Source organism: Pseudomonas sp. 43NM1 (genome assembly GCF_002836905.1).
In the GTDB taxonomy this organism is placed as follows: domain Bacteria; phylum Pseudomonadota; class Gammaproteobacteria; order Pseudomonadales; family Pseudomonadaceae; genus Aquipseudomonas; species Aquipseudomonas prosekii.
In genome coordinates, this window is record NZ_MKGS01000162.1 from 72,178 (window position 1) to 91,887 (window position 19,710).

General features: G+C 56.3%; 16 protein-coding genes. 5 read left to right on the plus strand and 11 right to left on the minus strand.

The genetic code is table 11. The features are described from left to right. The first annotated feature begins 16 nt into the window (after positions 1-16). Both BI292_RS19785 and BI292_RS19790 read left to right on the plus strand, forming a co-directional pair. On the plus strand, positions 17-370 hold the full coding sequence (locus BI292_RS19785; protein WP_101208866.1) for a hypothetical protein: 354 nt from the start codon (positions 17-19) through the stop codon (positions 368-370). Positions 371-496: 126 nt separating this feature from the next. After that, complete coding sequence (locus BI292_RS19790) at positions 497-1,288, plus strand: hypothetical protein (protein WP_101208867.1); 792 nt, start codon at positions 497-499, stop codon at positions 1,286-1,288. Between the two features lie 138 nt (positions 1,289-1,426). Here the strand turns inward: BI292_RS19790 and BI292_RS19795 are convergent, their stop codons facing one another. Then, a complete protein-coding gene (locus BI292_RS19795) occupies positions 1,427-2,104 on the minus strand; it encodes an inovirus-type Gp2 protein (RefSeq protein ID WP_101208868.1) in 678 nt (225 codons plus the stop codon). Between the two features lie 1,154 nt (positions 2,105-3,258). On the opposite strand from BI292_RS19795, the gene BI292_RS19800 reads away from it, so the two are divergent. After that, positions 3,259-4,239, plus strand: coding sequence for a DNA cytosine methyltransferase (locus tag BI292_RS19800; RefSeq protein WP_101208869.1), 981 nt, complete (start codon positions 3,259-3,261; stop codon positions 4,237-4,239). Here the strand turns inward: BI292_RS19800 and BI292_RS19805 are convergent. From BI292_RS19805 to BI292_RS19820, 4 genes are all read right to left on the minus strand, one after another. Then, complete coding sequence (locus BI292_RS19805; protein WP_101208870.1) at positions 4,210-5,382, minus strand: HNH endonuclease; 1,173 nt, start codon at positions 5,380-5,382, stop codon at positions 4,210-4,212. The two genes, BI292_RS19800 and BI292_RS19805, sit on opposite strands and share 30 nt — an antisense overlap. Beyond that, positions 5,379-5,612 (minus strand): helix-turn-helix domain-containing protein, encoded by a 234-nt coding sequence (locus BI292_RS19810; RefSeq protein ID WP_101208871.1) that lies wholly within the window; start codon positions 5,610-5,612, stop codon positions 5,379-5,381. Before BI292_RS19810 ends, BI292_RS19805 begins: the two co-directional genes overlap by 4 nt. A gap of 219 nt (positions 5,613-5,831) precedes the next feature. Next, positions 5,832-7,454 (minus strand): hypothetical protein, encoded by a 1,623-nt coding sequence (locus BI292_RS19815; RefSeq protein ID WP_101208897.1) that lies wholly within the window; start codon positions 7,452-7,454, stop codon positions 5,832-5,834. A gap of 1 nt (position 7,455) precedes the next feature. Next, positions 7,456-8,211 (minus strand): hypothetical protein, encoded by a 756-nt coding sequence (locus BI292_RS19820; protein WP_101208872.1) that lies wholly within the window; start codon positions 8,209-8,211, stop codon positions 7,456-7,458. Positions 8,212-8,691: 480 nt separating this feature from the next. Here BI292_RS19820 and BI292_RS19825 point away from each other — a divergent pair, with 480 nt between their 5' ends. After that, complete coding sequence (locus BI292_RS19825) at positions 8,692-8,931, plus strand: type II toxin-antitoxin system RelB/DinJ family antitoxin (RefSeq protein WP_054616768.1); 240 nt, start codon at positions 8,692-8,694, stop codon at positions 8,929-8,931. Then, on the plus strand, positions 8,921-9,223 hold the full coding sequence (locus BI292_RS19830; protein WP_101208873.1) for a type II toxin-antitoxin system RelE/ParE family toxin: 303 nt from the start codon (positions 8,921-8,923) through the stop codon (positions 9,221-9,223). Before BI292_RS19825 ends, BI292_RS19830 begins: the two co-directional genes overlap by 11 nt. 37 nt (positions 9,224-9,260) lie before the next feature. Here the strand turns inward: BI292_RS19830 and BI292_RS19835 are convergent, their stop codons facing one another. From BI292_RS19835 to BI292_RS19860, 6 genes are read right to left on the minus strand one after another with little or no spacing between them, the layout of a single operon-like run. Continuing rightward, positions 9,261-10,070: a YfaP family protein gene (locus BI292_RS19835; protein ID WP_101208874.1), complete on the minus strand. Its 810-nt coding sequence runs from the start codon at positions 10,068-10,070 to the stop codon at positions 9,261-9,263. Between the two features lie 3 nt (positions 10,071-10,073). Next, on the minus strand, positions 10,074-11,693 hold the full coding sequence (locus BI292_RS19840; protein ID WP_101208875.1) for a DUF2300 domain-containing protein: 1,620 nt from the start codon (positions 11,691-11,693) through the stop codon (positions 10,074-10,076). Position 11,694: 1 nt separating this feature from the next. Beyond that, positions 11,695-16,260, minus strand: a complete 4,566-nt coding sequence (locus tag BI292_RS19845) for an alpha-2-macroglobulin (protein WP_101208876.1) — start codon at positions 16,258-16,260, stop codon at positions 11,695-11,697. Then, a complete protein-coding gene (locus BI292_RS19850; RefSeq protein ID WP_371918742.1) occupies positions 16,257-16,922 on the minus strand; it encodes a DUF1175 domain-containing protein in 666 nt (221 codons plus the stop codon). Before BI292_RS19850 ends, BI292_RS19845 begins: the two co-directional genes overlap by 4 nt. Beyond that, positions 16,892-18,616 (minus strand): DUF2138 domain-containing protein, encoded by a 1,725-nt coding sequence (locus BI292_RS19855; RefSeq protein WP_101208877.1) that lies wholly within the window; start codon positions 18,614-18,616, stop codon positions 16,892-16,894. Before BI292_RS19855 ends, BI292_RS19850 begins: the two co-directional genes overlap by 31 nt. A gap of 51 nt (positions 18,617-18,667) precedes the next feature. Continuing rightward, complete coding sequence (locus BI292_RS19860) at positions 18,668-19,459, minus strand: YfaP family protein (protein ID WP_101208878.1); 792 nt, start codon at positions 19,457-19,459, stop codon at positions 18,668-18,670. Positions 19,460-19,710 lie beyond the last annotated feature (251 nt).

A 19,710-nucleotide genomic window follows, 5' to 3' on the forward strand; every position in this document is an offset into this window, starting at 1 on the left:
GGAGCTCAGAAAAAACATGATCGTCGTAACAGGTCTGAATGAAGCGCAGATTGAAGGTCTCGTGAAGAGCAAAGCGTCCTTCGAGATCCATGGCCTCAGAGGCAATTTCATGGTGGGCATCAAACTTGTCGAAACCAAGATTGAAAGCCTGGGACTGAAGTGTCGAGTCACAAGTGACGTGAAGAGCACCGTGGTACAGGGCGGCGCACTTGGCGCTGTATTCAGCGTCCTCACAACACCTGCAACATTGACCATAGCAACATTGACGGCCGTAGCAGGTGTGGGCCATGCGCTAGTCACTTACAACCCCGACTACGAAATCCGCAAAGACTACGTCAATAAAAAGCTCAGGGTCACGTACAAGAAATAGCTCTCAAATAGTTACCGGAAGCAACATTGATTGCCCCCACGACACGCTGGCGTTCGCCTTTATCATCGGCTGTTAAACGACCTGCTCTTATTTCACACTCGACAAAAGCAACAAACTGGAGAACCTATGAAACGGATACTCAGCATCCTTCTGCTCGCTTTCTGCGCCAACGCAAATGCCGTCGTGGATCATTACGCATGGGGCAACATCGCCTTCCCAGACGAGACCTCTACCAACGGTCTTCCCGAAGCAATTCCGTGTATCGCCAAGAAATCTTTCAACGGCCAACCTATGATCAAATGCACTTGGCTGGAGAACTCCCGCGAGGTACTTATCTGGGATGCCCAGCGCCAGCAGGACCGACGCTATGTCAACCAGGTAAGTGGTACGTGTCTACGCGGTAAGTGCCGGACAAACACTAGCTTGGTAGGTGAGTGGAATCAGGATGCCTTCTTCGCGCTGTCGATTTGGTACCGTATCGGCATCAGCACCGACGGTAAGCCAGTGGCTTACCGTATCGACACCTCTCAGCAAATGTCGTACGCGAAAGCCGGCTCTATGCTGTACCAGTTCTACCTGGATATTGGCGTCCCTGATAATCAGCTCATCGCTACGTTTGACGGGCGCTATGAAGGCGGGTACGCAGCTTGGCAAGCAGAGAAAGGAAGTATTAAAAAAGCGGCTGTACCGTCACCAGCTGCCCAGCAGCAATTCGAATGGCCGGACGTAAAAAGCGCTTGGTGCAACCCGCGCATGGATGATGACTGCTACATCAACGAGAAGAAGGCCCCAGTCGCGGAATTGGGTAAGTACCTGCCTTCGGTGAGTGAGTCTAACGTCGATCAGATCGGTGGTCACTGCGAAACCATCCTCTGCTTCGATAAGGATGACCAACCGATGGGCTACCTACTACAATAACGACCCTGAGCCACCTGACTAAAGGCACCAGCCTTCCACTCCAGACTGACATCAGCTGAGCGATAGATACGCTACTCTCCCCCTAGCCAGTTGCATCCTAGGTATCTATCGCGTGGCTCGGCCGCATTTGATCATCCTTCAGCACCGACTTCCTCCACAGCCATGCTGACCATCGCCATAGTGTTTGGTTGCTACTTTGCAAAGGTAGCTTGACCGACGAAAGAACTCATCCTGCCCGAAGTAATCTGTACGAGTTAAGTGGTGGGTAGCCCCCAGGGGAACATGAACCGCGCCACGTACCTCTGCCACTTGCAGGCGAAGAGCCCTAGCCCAAGCCAATTCAATACGGTTGTGCATGTTGCTACGCTCTGAGCCTATACCTCCCATCGAGCGATAGGCATCACGATTGAGAAACACAATACAATGATAATGAGGGCGCTCTCTCACCCTACCTAGCTCTCTGACCCAAAACATCCGAACTTTGGAATCATGGGCTGATCTATTGCGGTTTCGAGCACGTTGACGATCCCAGAGAATCTGTTCACCCAACGACGCCTTAAATCTCCGAATCACCTGATTGGTCAGTGCATCGCTAGGTAAAGGTTTTCCATGCGGTATTCTCAAATCAAATCTGAAAGCGAATACGCGAGAATAATCACCCAACGCGTATTGCATGGTCTGGTAGAGTTTTTCCAAGTACTGCTCAACAAATGGACCGGCATCCACCATGAGGGGGTAACCATCATAGGTGGCGTCGCGCCAATAACGAAGATTCGTGTTTCCAGGGATACGTTTTGATTTGAATGAAACGCTCATTGCAGTATGTCCTCGTGGTAGGTCATACCGAGTGTTGGTTAAGTAATTTTTTAACCATGAGCGCTTACTGGATAATTACCAGCAGACTTGTGAATGAGGGATATCAGAGTGATTGGAAGCGTAGTACCTATACCCGAGGACCACTTTTCCAGCATTTGCAATACATAAAAACAAAATCCCCAGAAACTATGGAGATTTCCGCCGCTTTAACGATAAAGATCACTCCAACAAATTATCACCAACTACGGAGATTTATCACTGCAATAAATGGCAATTTTTATCGGTATTCGTATATCGATGACCCAACACTTCAAAATACCCGAAATATCTAAAACCACACCTGCTGACGCATTCTCGGGCAAAAACTACATGCTGAAATTTATTAATATATTCTATTAAGAACATGAACTTATCCATGCAATACGGAGTGAACGGTACTTCGATGACAAGTTGATCTTTAGAGACCAAGCTCGCGGAAAAATGTACGAGGGGGGAGCCGAGTTACCTAACAAGCGTATTCATTGAAAATTAAGAAATCAGGATCGACATGGCGGGTATCCACTAGAATGAGGGCATGCCAGGCCTTCACCACCTACAAAGAACGCCACCCGTCGAAATTGCATTTCAGGGCTTGATAGGACTGGAGAAATCACTGTATAAAAAAACAGTACCCCGATAGAGTGTTAGAGATAACGCTCTCACGAGCTAGGCGATTGAACGCTGGGTAGGAGTCCAGTGCTCAAGATCTACAGATACGTACCGACAGCCTATCCGATTGAGGTAATGGGCTGCGCTGTCTAGGGTTTTAAAACGGCGAATATGACCTCGCTTTGCTTGCAAGGCACATTTCGTCAACCCCGTACCTACCAGCACCACAAAGGCGTCCCGCTCAGCCGAGATAGTGACATCGACCTGAGCGCCCACGCCAAGCATTTCCCTGAGGGATTCACATTTTATCATGCCTTCTATAGCCATAGCGCCAACCTCGCAGGTTGTCAGCTTATGCCAATCCCCCAAAAATACCAAGACGGGACCCCGAAAGCACAAAAACGGGATCCACTATTGCCGAAAATGAGCCTAACTGCTAATGTTAGCAGCATGAGTATTAATAGCAAAGCCTTTAGAATTCACTCTTCAGGCCAGGGGCAAAACGTATGACGCTACGAGTAGCTTCCTTTTTCGCAGGCATCGGTGGCTTCGATCTTGGTTTCGAACGCGCCGGCATGGAAGTCGTCTGGCAATGCGAGGTTGAACCGTTTTGCCAGAAAATCCTTTCGCAGCATTGGCCACACGTTCCGTTGGCAAAAGACATTACAAAGGTGACCCCAGATGAAATCCCAGATGCAGATGTTTGGGTGGGAGGATTCCCCTGCCAAGATGTCTCCCTCGCCCGAATGGGCCCCAGAAGCGGACTTAGAGGAAAAAAGTCTGGACTCTTCTACGACTATGCAAAGCTTATTGAAAGCCGCCGCCCCTCTGTTGTCGTTATCGAAAACGTATCAGGTCTCCTCTCTTCCCACGAAGGACGCGACTTCGGAATCGTCATTCAAACGCTGGCCGAACTCGGGTATGGCGTGGCGTGGCGAGTGCTTAACAGCCGCTACTTCGGAGTCCCCCAGTCTCGCCAAAGAGTCTTTATTGTTGCCACTTATAGAGACCCAGGACTTGCCGGAGAAATACTTTTTGAGCCCCAATGCAGCGAAGGGAGCGATTCGGCGGGCAGACCAAATGGGCAGAAGCCTATTTCCCCCTTTAAGACAAGCTATGGAGATCCTGTCAACGGCCCCATCGTCCAAGGAATAGCATACTGTTTGTATGCTTGCTCAGCGCGTCATACAGGGACGGACTGGAGTCGCACCTACGTATCCTACCCCGCAGGCCGTGTACGCCGCCTTACGCCACTGGAATCAGAGCGAATCCAAGGCTTCCCCGACAATTGGACATTGCCGCTAGACAACGACGATGATTCAGACAGGATTGAATCAAAGCGTTATCACGCAGCGGGCAATGCAGTAACAGTGAACGTAGTGGAATGGCTTGGTAACCGGGTACGGAGCGTAATAGAAAGCAAGCAGGCCTCAAACTTGAAGCCCGCCACAAAACGCTCAAAAGTCGACGCGGACGTCCTCGTATAGCTGACCTAGTAATTTCGGACTAGGCCATTCTAATTTGTTAGCTGGTAGCCGGACCAAGGGAATTGGACCGGCAACAGCTTCAAAACTTTGCATTACCACTGGAGAGTTAGCAAATGCGGTTTTTGCCAATTCTGTAATGACGACCTCGTAGCCAACTCCGTCGAATCTCAGAGCTAATAAGTACTGATCAAACGCCCAGTGATGCAATTTACAAAGACATAAACCATTAACAACAACATCTGCCTCGTATTGCGACCAAGGGATAATGTGCGCAGCGTCAACACCAGCTATCCGAACACCTTCTGACGTCGGAAGTTTTAGGCCACAGAACAAACATCCGGAATCATAAGCCCGTCTGACATCTCTTCTGAACTGTGTAGATGCCGGCCCACGATCTTTTTGAAGACGCCATCGATCAGCAACCCTTCTACGGATTTCGATGTCTGCCGGATCGATTTCGTCAAGAGGAGGAGTCTCAACCATCGGTTGTGATCGCAGCATATCAAGCAACAACGGAACGGGATCTTCCCCAGGAATCAGGACTGCATCACTGTCCTTCGCCGCCTCTTCAGTCGCCCTGATCACATCCAGCACAAGACGCTCTGTAACGCTACTGATAACACTGCCTGTCTGGATATTTGCATGATGCGCTCGCAAAGCTTGCGCTACACGAGGCGGAAGGCTTTCGACCTTCTGGTAAAGGTGCATAAGCTGAGAGATTCGTTTTGAAAAATCGATCTCTTGAGTCACGCTGTCATTTACGCAGTCAATTCCACCAAGCTTGATAATTGCCTGGTCATCAAGGACTAATACTGACTTTATCTCAACGCTTGAAAGAATGTACCGCTCAGCGATAATTACCGGCTGACCACCAAGTAACTGACTCTCTTCCCGAATAGACTTCGGCATTAGCAGCAATGCCTCAAGCTGTCTCTGAATGTGTATGCCGGTATTACTGAGACGGCGTAGTCGTGGCTTACCGCCTTGTTTTTTTAATGCGATGTTTGTAGGTATTTTTCCAAGTTCCGGACCTGCATCAATCACCAGCTGTTTTTCTATTAGCATAGTGGTGCTGTAACCATCAACTGCACCAGCCAACTCGTACTCGCCGCGACCATTACTGGAGCGTTTGTGGATTTTCATTTAGCAATCTCATCAGCATCGGCGAATAAATCGCTTATGCCAATTCCAAGCCCTTCCGAAAGCGCATGAAGAACTGTCACAGTGGGATTTCGCACTCCTCGCTCGATGCCGCTGATATAGGTGCGGTCCAGATTTGAACGCGCACCAAGCTCCTCTTGAGACCATCCTTTTGCTAAGCGACGGGCTCTGACACGCGTACCAAGCGATATGCAAACTTCGTTATCATTCATCTCATGACTTTCATTGAAATGATGACAATCAGTCTACGGACTATGAGTCACACTACGAGCGAACGGTCTTGTTCTCCGCGAAATAGCGAAATTGCCTGCCTGCGAAGACACAGGAATCGTGGGGGGACGCGGTTAAAATTGCATCCCCCCCACGGCGTTGTCTAACACAACTCGATACTGACCCGCCCTGGAACACGCCCTCCCTGGCGGCGATAGTGATTAGCCGGATAGAAACTCCAACACAGCAGCCGTGACAATATTCATCATCTTTCTTGATCGAACCGGTCCTATATACGAGGCTCTCTGAAACGTAGCTTCGGACGAGGTCAAAGCTTGACCCACTGTCAATATTCCAACCGTACGGAGCGCAGACTGTTGATGGTCTGTCAGATCAAGTGCCGAAACCGGCTTTGCGAGCAGACGTTCTAGCTCAGTTGAAAGATCGGCATCAGCCATCGTGCCCACCCGATTTGCGACTTCTACAAACACCGGGAGGTTCTGGCCATACTCCGTGAAACGCTTGACTGTGAGCCCCTTTCGAATCTCCGTGATGTAGGCAACCGGGTTCGCCGATGGAGCAGCAAGACAACCTATATTGATTGCATAACGAGAACCCACATTACCGCGAGTAGCGACCACACCTGAGTCTAATTTTGCGATTACACCGGTATACGCTAAAAGTCGAAGTGCCTCTTTCACAGCCTCAGGGGCATCACGATGAACCCAGAAATAACAGGTTCGCTCAGGTTTCCCCTCAGCTTTCCACGCATCATTTTTCTGTATTGCATCGGGGATTGCATGCTGCTCAACAAACCAGCGTCCCCAGTCGATCAATTCCTTATGACCGGGGTATCGCTCTGCTAGAGCACTGTGCTCAGCCCAAATTGAGTTCCTGTAAAAGTCTTTAAGAACACTCTGTACATCTGACGAGCGTAGACGCCCAGCAAGTGATACCGTTTTAAGGAGCAGTCTTGGATTTCCGCTAACAGCAAGCGCAAGAGCGTCAAAATTCTCGCCATTTTTTTCTATATCAACCTGCAATTCTGCGCCAGATTGTTTAATAACAATTTCGCGCATCTGCTCGCGATAGGTTGCCTCGTGCACGTCACGATTCAGCGATTCGATCTGTGCATCATGCACTGCTTCAAACGAAGAGCCGTAGGAAGTTACACCAGGATATACCGCAGCGTTGCATGTCATGTACGGAGAACGAAGATCGCGAAATAGGGTAAAGAATTGCCTTTGATGCTCGGGTCTAAAAATGTGAGCGGCCTCATCGAATAGGACATTAATTCGACGCAACCCAAGTTCCTTGCAAAGATCTTCTATGGCATCTTTGAAAGATTCAACGTCCGGCACGGGCCCATCATCAACGATACTTCCAGGGGTCTTAAAGGAATCTTCAAAATGCTGTGCCACTTTTTCGAGCTGAGTCTCTTCCCCTACAACACCTAGCGCTCCACCTGCAAGCACGGCGGCGGATAAGGAAGGTTTTGCCAGTAGCCCGAACTGGTACAGCGTGCGGAGAATACGAGACGAAAGACGAGCAAGCATCCAATGCTGAAATTGCTGGTCATTTCTTGTGCTAAGGAGCGAGCTTTTCTGAAACGAAACGTATACAGGCAAAACCTTGGTGGCCGAGTACTCCCTGACCTGCTGTTGCTCACATACCCGTAACAGGAATGATTTGCCAGTTCCCCGGCTGCCTTCCAAAATCAGCGGACTAGCTGACTTTAAACCCGAGACCAACTGCAGATCCCGCTCCGTGGGAACAAACAGACCAAGCACCTCCTCCGGGCGTAGGTCCTCGGTTCGAATTACGAAGCTTTTTGAATCATTCATGTTAGGCATCTACAGTGCACTCCGTACGGATGGCTGCTATGTGGCCGAGCTGCTCTATCAATACAGGCTCTATTTCTAATCTCTTCGGTTTCGGCAGAGCTCGCAGATAGCGCAACGTGAAGGCAAAATGGATGACAAGACGGACTGATGCAGCTTTTGCATGCCACAGCTCAAAGGTATCTTGGGAAAACTCCAAACTAGAAGGCAGCGGAATGTGATTGGGTGTATTCCCATGGATACACTCCGAAAGCTCTCGGTACAACGTTTTTGCTAACTCCCTGTAATGGCTTGTATGTTCAGATAGCTCAGCAAAAAAGGCTCGACAAAATCTCGTGCTCAAAGGGCCGTCTTGGTGATCTACCAAGACGGCCCAGATGGTGTCCTTTTCGCCTTTTATCCACTCTTCGCGCAGAACGAGATCCGCTGACAAATGGATGCTCTGCATGCAAAGCTCAAGCACCAGCCGCAATCCCTTGAACCCATTCCTGTATTGCCCTTGGCAGACGTTGAGCATGGCCAAGACGTATTCGCTCGACGCGGTAGCGACCAGGCTAGACTCAGCGTAGCCGGAAATCGCCTTGCACCAGCTATCTAGGTCATTTGCGAAAAGGTAGCTTTCACCAATACACGCTTCGTTCCTTTCACTTAAGGACAAATCTACGACGCTATGGCACTGTAAATGGAGTCGGCGCAGCACTTCTCTTGGGCCGAGAAGACCATGGAGCCCGGAAGCATTTTGGTTGGTTTGATCTGTCAAGGCCTTTCCCTAGGTAATGGCAAGTAATTGCTATCAGATCGCCCAGCTTAACTGATCAGTTATCGCGACAGTAGAGTCAACAAATAACCCATCGCATCTAGCTATGCACGACACGCCCTAAGCTCCGAACCGCAACTTATGAGCGAAAGTAGTCAAATGGGAACAGCCCCGAATTCATCTAGTTTCCGGATGCTCGGCCCCATCATTCAAGCACGTAATTTCTCTTGTGCTACATATGACTACCTCGATGCGCACGCGCTACGTGAGCTCCATGTGGGGGGACAAATGGGGGGATAGAAATTAAAAATACGACAAAACCCAACAAAACCTGCTTAAAATACGTAAATAACGCCGCCCACAAGCCGGCTTTTTAATGTCTGGAAGAAAGCCTGCCTGTCATCTGAAACCGCTGAATGAGGGGTTGTCGGACCAAGAACTCATTGCTACCGTAACGACAAACGTCATTACAGGTATTTCACCATGGCTTCCATCAACATCCGCATCGACGATGATCTGAAACAGCGTTCATTTGCCGAGCTGGAAAAGCTTGGGGTAACACCTTCCGAACTCCTGCGCCAAACTCTTCAATACGTCGCCGAACGCGGAAAACTGCCTTTCAAAGCAGCATTGCTCAGCGAAGAGGATGAAGCCCTCATCGCAGTGGTCACTGAACGCCTGGCCGCCCCTCAGCGAGTCAAGGTAAGCCTGGATGACCTATAGCCTCGAATTTGATCGTCGCGCGCTGAAAGAATGGAACAAATTGGGCGACACCTTGCGCCAACAGTTCAAGAGGAAACTTGCTGAAGTACTCGAGAACCCTCGCATTGAAGCCAATCGGCTTCGCCAACTACCCGACTGCTACAAACTCAAATTGCGTAGCGCCGGATATCGACTGATCTATCAGGTTTTGGATCAGGAGGTCGTAGTCTTTGTGGTTGCGATCGGAAAGCGTGAGCGAGAAGCCGCTTACCAGGATGCGCAGGACCGAATCGGTCAGCAGCCTGCTGACTAATTTGAGTCAATCGCAGCACTGCTGCGACATTCCTCTTTCACGGATAACTAAACCCCTTAACCAACGTCAACTCCCCCACCGCCCGCATCGGCACCAAGAAAGTCTCCATCTTCTCGTTCGGCGTCCCTTCTTCGGTAATCACCGTCACCTGCGCAGTCGTCAGCGCTTGCACTGCGTCTTCCTGCCCTTCTTCATCATTGCGATACCCGCCGCCAAAATAATTCACGTACACCAAATACTGGCCTTTGAGCGGTGCCGGCATGGCGAAGATTTCCGGGCCGTAGCCGGTGGTGACGTCGACGTCCAGTGCGGCGCCGTTGGGGGCGGCGCGTTCGCCGTACCAGATGTGTGCGCCATCCGGGGTGATCAGGTGCAGGTCGAGGTCGGTGCCGTCGCTGTCCCATGCCAGCAACACGCGCAATTTGGCTGGGGTGGCGCCGCCGCTGGTGTTGAGGAATTGGGTGCGATGGCGCTGCTGGCCGTCCGGGCTGCGGACTTCGACGCTGTTGCTGCCGTTCGGAAAGGAGAACGGGCGGTCAAAACCGCCAGCCGCATCAATCTTCAGCGGCATGCTCACGCCGTTGACGATCAATCGGCCCGGCTCGCTGGATTTCGGCGTGGCGTTGATCTGGCCGGTGATGCGCGCGGTGTTGGCTTGGCCGACCGGGGTGTTCACCGAGGAGGCCGGGTAATTGACCGGCTGACGAAAGTTCTCACCTTCGCCTTCAGCGGCGCCGGTGCGCCAGCCGCCGACCGGGGTGTCGAGGGTGACGGCGGCGGCGAAGGTCGTCGGCAGTACGGCGAAAGTACAGAGGAACAGGAGGACCTGTGGATAACGGAGTTTCATGGCCTATTCCAGCAAGAGGTGGCGGGCGAGCCCTTCGATGTAGTTTTCATCCTGGCCGTTGGGGTGTGCTTCGAAGGCCAGGTGCAGGTATTCGTGGGTCAGGTCGAGGCGGTCTTGCAGCGACAGCACGCCGCGCACGTAAATGCGCTGGCGTTCGCGGTCGACATAGGGGCGGCCGAAGGCGAGGCGGCAAACGGCAAAACTGCTGATTTCGTTGTAGCCGACCTCGCCCTCCAACCGCGCACGCCAGCCACGCCGCTGTTTCTGCAGCCAGTCTTGCGCGGCGGGCAATGCTTCGCAGGAGGCCACGGGATTGTCCCAGCGGCTGAGGCTGGCGCGCGGGTAGGCGTGCAGCAGGATGGCGTCGTAGCGTTGACCGGCGTTGGCTTGTTCGACGGCTTGCTGCCAAGACAGTTTGTCCGGGCCGGGCTGGTCGGAGTGATAGGTGACCGTGCTGCCGGCCAGGACCAGGTCGCTGGTCCATGCGGCGATGTTGCGCGATTGCGTGGTGGCCGGGCGTGGCGCAACGCGTTGGCGGCTGCTGCTGTCGTCGATGCTCAGGCAGTCGCCGTTGCGCGTGGCGTTTTGCAACAGGTAAGTGCGGATCGCGATGGCCAGCGCTTTGGCAGCCTCTGCGGGTTCGGACTTGGCCTCGCGCTGCAGCACACGGGCGACGTATTCCTCGCGATCCAAGCGGGCGACAAGTTTGTCACCGAGCAAAAACAGCTCGCCATCGCTGTGAATATCCAGCTGATTGCCATTGGCGAATTCAACTCGATAGTCGCCCTGCAACGGCCCGCCAGACACCACCCGATCACCCGCCAACACCCGGCCAATCGGATAGCGGGAAAACAGCCCGACTTCCACACAGCGCCCGGCATCCAGCGGCCATGCAACCGGCAGCACCGCCGCCAGCGCTTCGCCGTAATGGCGCAGGACCATTTGACTGGTGCCGCGACCACCGGCCCAGATCGGTGTGCCGTCCGCCAGCCAACCGGCAAAACCACCTTGGCGCGACGCCGGGTCCTGGTCGCCCAGCCAGCTCCAGGTTTTCACCCGCAAGCGGCCGCCGAGTTCACCGACGACATTGCCGTCCGCCGCGCTCAACACCACGTCCAGCAACACGCGCCGCGCTTGATCCTGCGCCGGCATCAGCGCCAGCACTTTCAACAGTTCAGCCACGGAAACCCGCGTCGCCGGTTGCAACGACGGCAAGCTCAGCAACCACTCCGGCGCCTTGCGCGACTGCCAATAGCTGCGCCAATCCGCAGCATTAATGCCCAACCGCGCGGGCTCAAAATACAACCCACAGGATTTGACCAACGCCTGATCGCGCGAAATCTTGCCGCCAGCCGTGCAGCAATAAACTTCTTCCTTCGACTGGCCGCGACATGCATAAGCGGGTTCATCAGCGCCGGTATCGACCAGCCACGCGTAGACAAACAGCTTCCACAGGCTGCCCAACGGCGTTTGCAGATCCGCTGGCAGCGGTTCGCGCGAGATCAATTGCGTGCGGTTCAGCGACAGCAATTCACCGTTGAAGCCCAGTCGCAAGGGTTCGTCCTGCGCTGTCGCCAGCGCAGGGAGCAAACACAGCAGCCACCAGACCAGCCGCCGGGTCATGTCAGTTGACCGTGACCTGGCCGAGCGCCGGTTTCTGTTCCTGGGCCTGATGCTGTGGTGCGTAGACCTGGGTGAAACGCACTGGTGGCAGGTTGAACTGGCCTTTTTGCGAGAAACGCACCAAGTGGCGCACGCGCAATTCGCCGCTCAGCGCGTCCACCGGAATGGCGTAGGCCAACTGGCCCGGCTCGAAGCGCGCCTTCTCCAGCGCCGTCGGTTCGGTGCCGGCCTTGCCCGACAGTTTGATGCCCCACGTGGTGCGCTCGACATCGGCGCCCGGTGGCAGCGGCACTTCGATCATGCCGTAGCGCAGCGGTTTCGCGGCTTTGCTGGTGATGATCACTTCGTCGAGGTACAGGCTGTCGCTGGACAGCGGTTTAGAGCCGACCGCTTCAAGTTTGAATTCGAACGCTTCGTCACCCGGCACCAGACGCGACAGGCGTCGGGTGATGGTCACGGCCATCGGATCAACCGGCGGTTGCTGACTCTGGAAGCTCAACGCCGCGCGCAATGGACGTTCCTGCGTCCCGGCCAGCGACAACACGGTTGGCACCGGCGTAGCGCCCTGCCATGTCCAATACATCTCGCCGGTCGCGCCGTAGTTTTTCTTCCAGCCTTCACCCGGTGCCAGAGCGATGGTCGGCGACGCCTGCTCGATGCTGCGTTGCAACCAGCTCAGGGCCAAGGCGCGTTCGAGGGTCGATTGCTGCGGCAACAGACGCTGCAACAACTGCTGCGCTTGCGCTTGATCGAACGGTTGCAGCGACAGGTTGAGGGCTTCAGCGAATGGCTGCGAACTCACGGCCAGACGCTGTTGCGCATCAGCGACTTGACGGCTGAAAGCCTCAGGCATCGTCACTTTCGACTGCTTCGCCAACGAAGCGGTCAACGCTCGCGCCGCTGCCAGGCCGAGCGCCGAATCCGGATCGCTCATCACCAGGCTGTCTTGACCATCGTCCATCAGGGTGGCGCCGTTGCCGTCGCCAGCCTTCGCCAGATCATCCATCAAGCCGCTGAGCAGCGTGTTCACCGGCAATTGCATTTGTTTGGCGAACGACAGGATCAGCGCCCGTTGCAGCAGCGGCGTGTTCGGCGCTTGCTTGGCGTACACCTCCAACACCCGCTGCCAATGCTCCGGCGGCAGGCTCAGTTCCAGGGCTTTGCTGGCGTACCAGTCGGCGTAATAGGCGTAAGCGGTGAGGAACGCGTCCGGCTCGCCGTCCTGGCCCCACCAAGTGAAACTTGCCGATGGCCCGGCCATTTGCACCAGGCGCAGACGGCTGTTTTGCATGATCAGGCGCAAGCGATCGCGAATCTGCGGGTTGCTCGACAACGCCGGATAGGCGATGCCCAGCGGCAACAACCGACTGGCCGTCTGTTCGACGCCGCCATACGGATAGCTGAGCAAATCATCCAGCGCCGAGCGGAACAGCGCTTGCGGACTGTCATCCAGACGCAGGCGAATGTCGGTAGCGTCGGCCGGCAAGGTCAGCGGCGTATCACCGCTGGCCACGTCCAGACTTTGGCTCTGCGTCACTTGCCAGCCTTCACCGGTGGCGGTCAGGCGCACGGCCAGCGCATCTGCGGTTTTGCCGTCCAGCAGCAGCTCTGCGGACCAGTCGCCGGAGGCCAGCGCAAACGCCGGCAGCGCGATGTAATTGATGCCGTTGTTGAGGTTTACCGGAACCCGTTGTTCGGTGCCGGCGTAATGAATCACCAGCTCGGCTTTGACCGGTTTTTCCGCCTGACTGAAGGCGAATACACCGAGTGCCGGTTTGTCGCCATTGCGGAATTTGCTCGGGCCGCTCCACTTCAGGTACAGCGGTTTTTCCGAACGGACGAATTGCTTTTTCTGCCCGACCTGGCCGTCATCGGCGATGGCGCGGGCGGTGATGCGCCAGCGGGTCAGCGAGTCCGGCATCTTGAAGGTGAAACGGGTTTTGCCGTTGGCATCGGTGATCAATTCCGGCTGCCACGCGGCGGTGTCGACGTCTTCACGACGCGGCCGCTCCAGCACTTTCACCCCGCGCTCGCTGCGGTTGGCTTTGCCCGGCGCGCCGGGGCTGCCCGGCAACGCGACGTCGTAGCTGATGAACGACAGGCTGGCGCTGGTGCGCACGTTATTGCGGCGCGGGTGGTAGAAGAACTGGTCGATAGTCGGCGCGACTTCCGGTTGCAGCGCGTAGACCATTTCGTCGACGACGCTGACCGTCAGGTGCGCCGGAATCGGCTTGCCGGCGAACTGCGTTGTCAGGTCAACAGAAACGGTATCGCCCGGCTGATAAGCATCTTTATCGGTGGCGATCGCCACGTCGATTTGCGGCGCAATCACCTTGATGCCGGCGTTCTGGAAGCTGTATTGACCGCCCTTGGTGTACAGGACCGAGAACGTCAGGTTCGGCGCAAAATTGTCCTTCACCGCAATGCGCGCGCGGTATTGGGTTTCGCTGAGTTTTTCCATCTTCAGCCAGTCGCCGCCCTTGGACAGCAGCGCCGTGGCCTCGACTTTGTCGCGCTCCAGTGACAACAGCGCATCGCTGATCGGCTCGGGAAAAGTGATCAACGCGAGGGCTTCGTCGCCAGCCTTGTACTCGGCTTTGTCGAAGACAATTTCGACGGTGCCCGGCACGGCTTTGACGCCGTCGCCGGTGACCGAATGCCCGGTCGCGCCGATCACGCGGCCGTGTTCATCCTTCAACGTCAGGTTGTAGGTGCCCGGCCGCTCGAACGCGAGGCTGAAGCCTTTGTCCTTGGACGAGAGTTTGCCTTCGCCAGTGCTCTGGTCTTCCAGACGCACCCAGCTGTAGCTGCTCGGCGTGACCGCTTTGGTTTGCTCGCTGCCACCCTCGTTGGCGTATTTGAACGCAACCTTGTCGCCCACCGCGCTGAACCGTTGCGGCGCGCGCAGGCTGAAGTTGGCGGCGCCACGGTCGATGAGGATTTCCTTGGTGGTCTTGACCCGATACGCCGCGCCATCGCTGGCGAACACGCTGAGCATGTAGCGGCTCGGTTTGTCGGTGGCCGGCAGGTCGAGGGTCGCGCTGCCCTTGGCGTCGGTGGTCAGTTCGGTGCTGGTCAGCTCGATCGGGAATTGCCCGAGGTATTGCAGCTCGTTATCGACCATCGACAGTTGCTGGGCGCGCAGGCTCAGGGTCAATTTGGCCCCGACCACCGGTTTGCCGTCCGGGTACAGCAGCACCAGATTGCCCTTCACCGGTTCGCCGGTGCGGTAATCCTGTTTGGCCAGGTTCAGCGAAATCTCGAAGTGCGGCTTGATGTATTCAGCCACGCGGAAGGCACTGCTGTAGGCCTGATCCTTGTAGCTGAAACGCAGCTCATAACCGCCCGCCACCGCGTTGTCCGGCAACTGGAAACGCCCTTGCGTGCCGGATTTGGAATCAAGTTTCAGCGCCAGCGTTTGCAGGGCAGTGCCGGTGGCATCAAGCACGGTGACGTTGACGTCGGCAGCGCTCGGCGCCACCGAATCGCGGGCGTTCTTGAACTCGCGACCGACGATTTTCAGCGACACCCAATCGCCCGGCCGATACAGCGGCCGGTCGGTGAAGGCGTAGAGTTTGGTGTCGTAGATTTCGCTGTCGTAATAGAAGTTTTCCGAGACGAACACCCCGCCCTCTTCGTCTTCACCGATCACGAACGAACGCTCCGGGCTGACGTGTTTGAGACGCAGCAAACCATCGGCGTCAGTCGCGCCGCTGCTCATCACACCGAGGCCGTCGGTCCACAGCACATTGACCTTCGGCACCGAACTGCCTTCGTGTTTGCGCGCGGCCCACACCAGCAGTTCATCGCCGGCAATTTTGCTCACGGCGACGGTGTTGGACACGAAGACCATGGTGGTCGCGCGGTACTTGCCGATCAGCGCTTCGACCAGGTACAGGCCCGGCTTCAGATGACCCAACGGAATGTAGACGTTGCCCGGCGAGACGCTGACGAATTCGCTGGAAGAACCGTCCAGATTGACCCCGGTCGGCGGCTGGATCGGTTTGGCCTCCCACAGCGGATAGCGGAATTGGCTGACCACCGGCAGGCCCGGAATCAGCGCGAATTGCGGCTGAGCGTCGTAGGGCGTTGGCGCGGCAATCGCGTTGCCCATCTTCAGTTCGGGCACTTCCTCGGTGACTTGTTTACGCGACTCGTAGGAAAACGCCCGTTGCATCACGCGACGGGACTTGCGGTACCAGTTGTCCCACAGGTACGCGAGGGTGTTCGACAGCCCTTCACCCTTGAACTGGCCGTCGCTGACCACGCGATGCAGGTTCTTCTGGCGCTTGAGGAAATCCAGCGGTTTGTCGATGCGATACACGCGAATGTCGGCACCGCCATAAGGCTCCATGCGGAAGCGGCGATAATCGCGGCCCGGCGCTTCGAGGCGCACCATCGCTTGTTCGTCGGCGGCGAAACTGCTGTCCGCCAACAGGAAAAAGCTTTCACCGGAGACCGGCGTGTAGCCGCTCGGCTCGACGGTGTCTTCGGCATTCACCGCCGAAAATGGCAGCGCTAAAACCAACAGCAGAGGCAGTAAACGCAACATGCGGGCACCGATCATTGGGAGAGAAAGTTCAGTCGATAGACGCCGATGAAGTTGGGGTTGGCTGCGTCGGGTATCCATCGGGTGTCCTTCCATGTCATGAGTTGCTGCAGGCTCGCGGATCGCATGCCGTTGTCAGTGGGGGTGGTGGTGCCGGTGTGATAGGCGATGAAGCGGCCCATCCAGATCATCAGGTGCTGGTCGTCGCCCTGATCGAAAAACATCAGGTCGCCGGGCCGGGCCTGGGCCACGTCGCGGCCCACCAGATGGCTGTTGAACTGAATCAGTTTGATTGCGTTGACGTAGGGCCCGACCTTGCCGCCACCCTGCTGCCATTGCTGGGCGAGGCTGCGTTGCGCGTCGCTCAGTTGCAGCTCCGGCGGCAGGTAGCGATTGGACAGACCATTGCTGCGCAGCCATTTGTCGTCATGCACTTTCAGCGCTTCGTTGGCGGCAAACCGCACCAGTCCCGCGCAATCCTGCTGGAACCAGCGCGGGCTCGGGCCTTGGGTCAGTTGCTCTTGGGCAATGCGCACGAACCAGGCGCGGAACACCTGCGATTGCTGCACATCCAGCGGCGGCGCCTCAGTGGCAAACGCGCGACTGCCGAGCAACATCGCCAGCAGCCCGAGGCCTCGGATAAGGGTGGTCACAGGGCTTTCCACTCCAGCGGCAACCATTGCCAATGGCCGTCCGGCTCGCTGCCTTCGGGCAGGGTCAGCGCGTACTTGCCGTAACCGCCGAGCTTGCGCAGTTTCGGCATCAGGTAAGTTTGCGCGGCGTTGTAGAACACCGGCTCCATGTCCTGCGGCAGGCTGTCGAGGGTTTCCTGTTGCATCAGTTGCGCCATCGAATCCGGGCCGAAATACACCGGCATCAGCAGGTCTTTCGGCACCACGTCGGCCATCGGCGGGAAGCGTTTGTCGAGCGTGCCGAGGGCCTTGTCGACCAGTTTGTCGTCGAGGGAAAACAGCAGCGTCGAGCCGTGACGGGCGAGGCTGACTTTCATGAAAGCCTTGCCGGTGATCGCGTCCGGGTTCTCGGCGTCCTTGGCTTTATACGGGCCGAAATTGGAGCTGACCTGACGCAGCCACTGGCGCGTTTCACCTTGCTGTTTCTCGACCACCGGGAACGCGTGTTCCTCGACGTTGCCTTCGTAGGCGCCGACCATCGAACCGAACAGCTTGCCCAGATCGCCATCGAGTTTGGCACTGTCACTATCGTCTAGGCTGGCCACCAGCAACGGCATATACAGCCGCGAATCGGCGTACCAGCACAGGCCCGCCGCGCCGGCCATGTGTTCGGTCAGGGCTTGCGCTACTTGTTCTTCGGCGCCGAGTTTTATCAGCAGCGGTTTCTGTTGTTCGGCGGCGAGCGGCAAGGCTACGCAGGCGCTGGCGCCCATCGGCATGGCTTGCCAGATCGGTTTGAAATCGAAGTCCGGCTGGTTCTCCAATTCGTCCATCGCCAAGAAGCTGTGCCAGCCTTTGTCGTCCATGTCGAAACGCAGACCGGCGAAGTTCGGGATGAAGCGCTGATAACCCATGGCCAATACGCTGGAATTCACCGACAAACGTTGCTTCACTTCCGGCGCACGCGGTGGCAGACCGAAGGCTTCGGGGAACAGTTTGTCGCCGTTGAGCAGCGCGGCGATGGACTTGGTGGACACCGCGCCCGACTCTTCAGAAACACCACTTTCGGCGTCATAGAGTTTGGCCGGGTTCGACAGCACCACCAATTTGTCGCCATGCGAAGCGAACAGCAGCGCTCGCCTGGCGTTGTAGGTCAGTTGATAAAGCGCCACGTCATCGGCGCCGACTTTCACCGTGCCGACCTGGGTCAGTTGCGTGTCATCCAGCGCAACTTTGGCCAGCGGCTCCAGCACTTTCGCCAGACCACCGCGATCCATCACCAGCAAAAAGTCTTTCAGGCGACCATCCGCCCCCCGCCACAGCGCTACGTCTGCCGGTTGATCGAAGAGTTGCTCGATCAGGCTGTCCTGCAGCTTCAAGTCATGTTCGTAAATGATCCGCCGCAAGCTGCCGATCAAACCGAGGCGATCGGCGTGCGCTTCGTAATAGAAGACGAAATCTTCGGTGAGGGTTTCCTTGAGGAAAGGCACCGCCAGCAGGTCTTTGGGCAATTGGCTCAGGGAATGGGTTTCGAGCAGGCCGTCCGGGCGGCTCATGCCCAGTTTGTCACTGGCCAGTTCCACCGGCGGCGCTTTGGGTTTTTGCATGAACCAGCCCAACCCCGCCGCCACCCCGGCGACCAGGCACAGCCCGATCAGCACGGCTGGCCAGCGCCGGGAAGGTTTGCCGGCAGGCGTTTCGGCGGCCGGGGCAACTGCTGGTGAAGTAGTGTTATCGCTCATGTTCACGCTCATGTTCCCAAAGCTCAGCAATTCATCCGTGGAGCGGGATGCTTAATAGTTGAAAGTCTTGACCAGCAACAGATCACCGATGGCCCGCAGGGGCACGATGAATGTTTCGCGTTTTTCGTCGACGGTGTTTTCGTTGAGCACCAGGTTGATCTGCGAGGTAATCACCTCGTTCTGGTTGCTGGCCTCGTCAAAGTTATAGCCGCCGTTGCCGAAGTTGCCCCAATAGTTCACGTAAACCAGATAGGTGCCATGCATCGGCGCGGTCATGGTGAACATTTCCGGACCGGGGCCATCGACGCCATCGGGGTCGAGGCCGCCGCCATTGCTCATCGCCGGGCGCGCCCAGAACGCGTGCTGACCGTCGGGCGTGACGATGTGCAAGTCGAGTTCGGCTTTCGGATCGTCCCAACCCAGCACCACGCGAATGCGCGCCGGGGTGCGCAGATTGTTGGCTTCGTAGAATTGAACGCGTTTCAGCGATTTGCCTTCGGCGCTGCGCACTTCGACGCTGTTGGAACCGGCGCCGAACGCATACGGCCGGGCGAAACGGCCGGCGTCGTCGGTGTAGAGATTCAAGGGATTGCCGTTGACCGCCAGGGTGTGCGGCCCGCGCTGGGTGCCGATGGCCTTGAGCTGGCCTTCGATCATCGTGCGGTTACGCTGCACGCCGCGATCGATCGGCGGCGTCGGGTAGGCCACCCGCGGGTTTTCACTGCGATCGAGCAAGCCGTTGAAACGCCAGCCGCCCACCGGCTCCGACAGCTCGGCCGTCGGCTCGGCCCAAGCCGCGCTGGCCCAGACCGTGATCATCAGCAGTGAAAGAAAACCACGCATGCAACGCCTCCTGCCATGCACAACGAAACCCTGCGCCCGATCCTCGGCGCGTCACAGATACCAAAACTGTGTTTCGTCAAAATGACCCGTGACGATCGGGTCGTAGAAGCCGCGAAGATTAGCCATTCGGCAGTTTTTTAACAATCGGATACATCGCTATTTGCGGCAGGAATCACGGCAACTGACGGGCGTGAGCCGAATAGCCGAGTTATTCGGCTCACTAGATGAGCCGAATAGGACTATTATTCGGC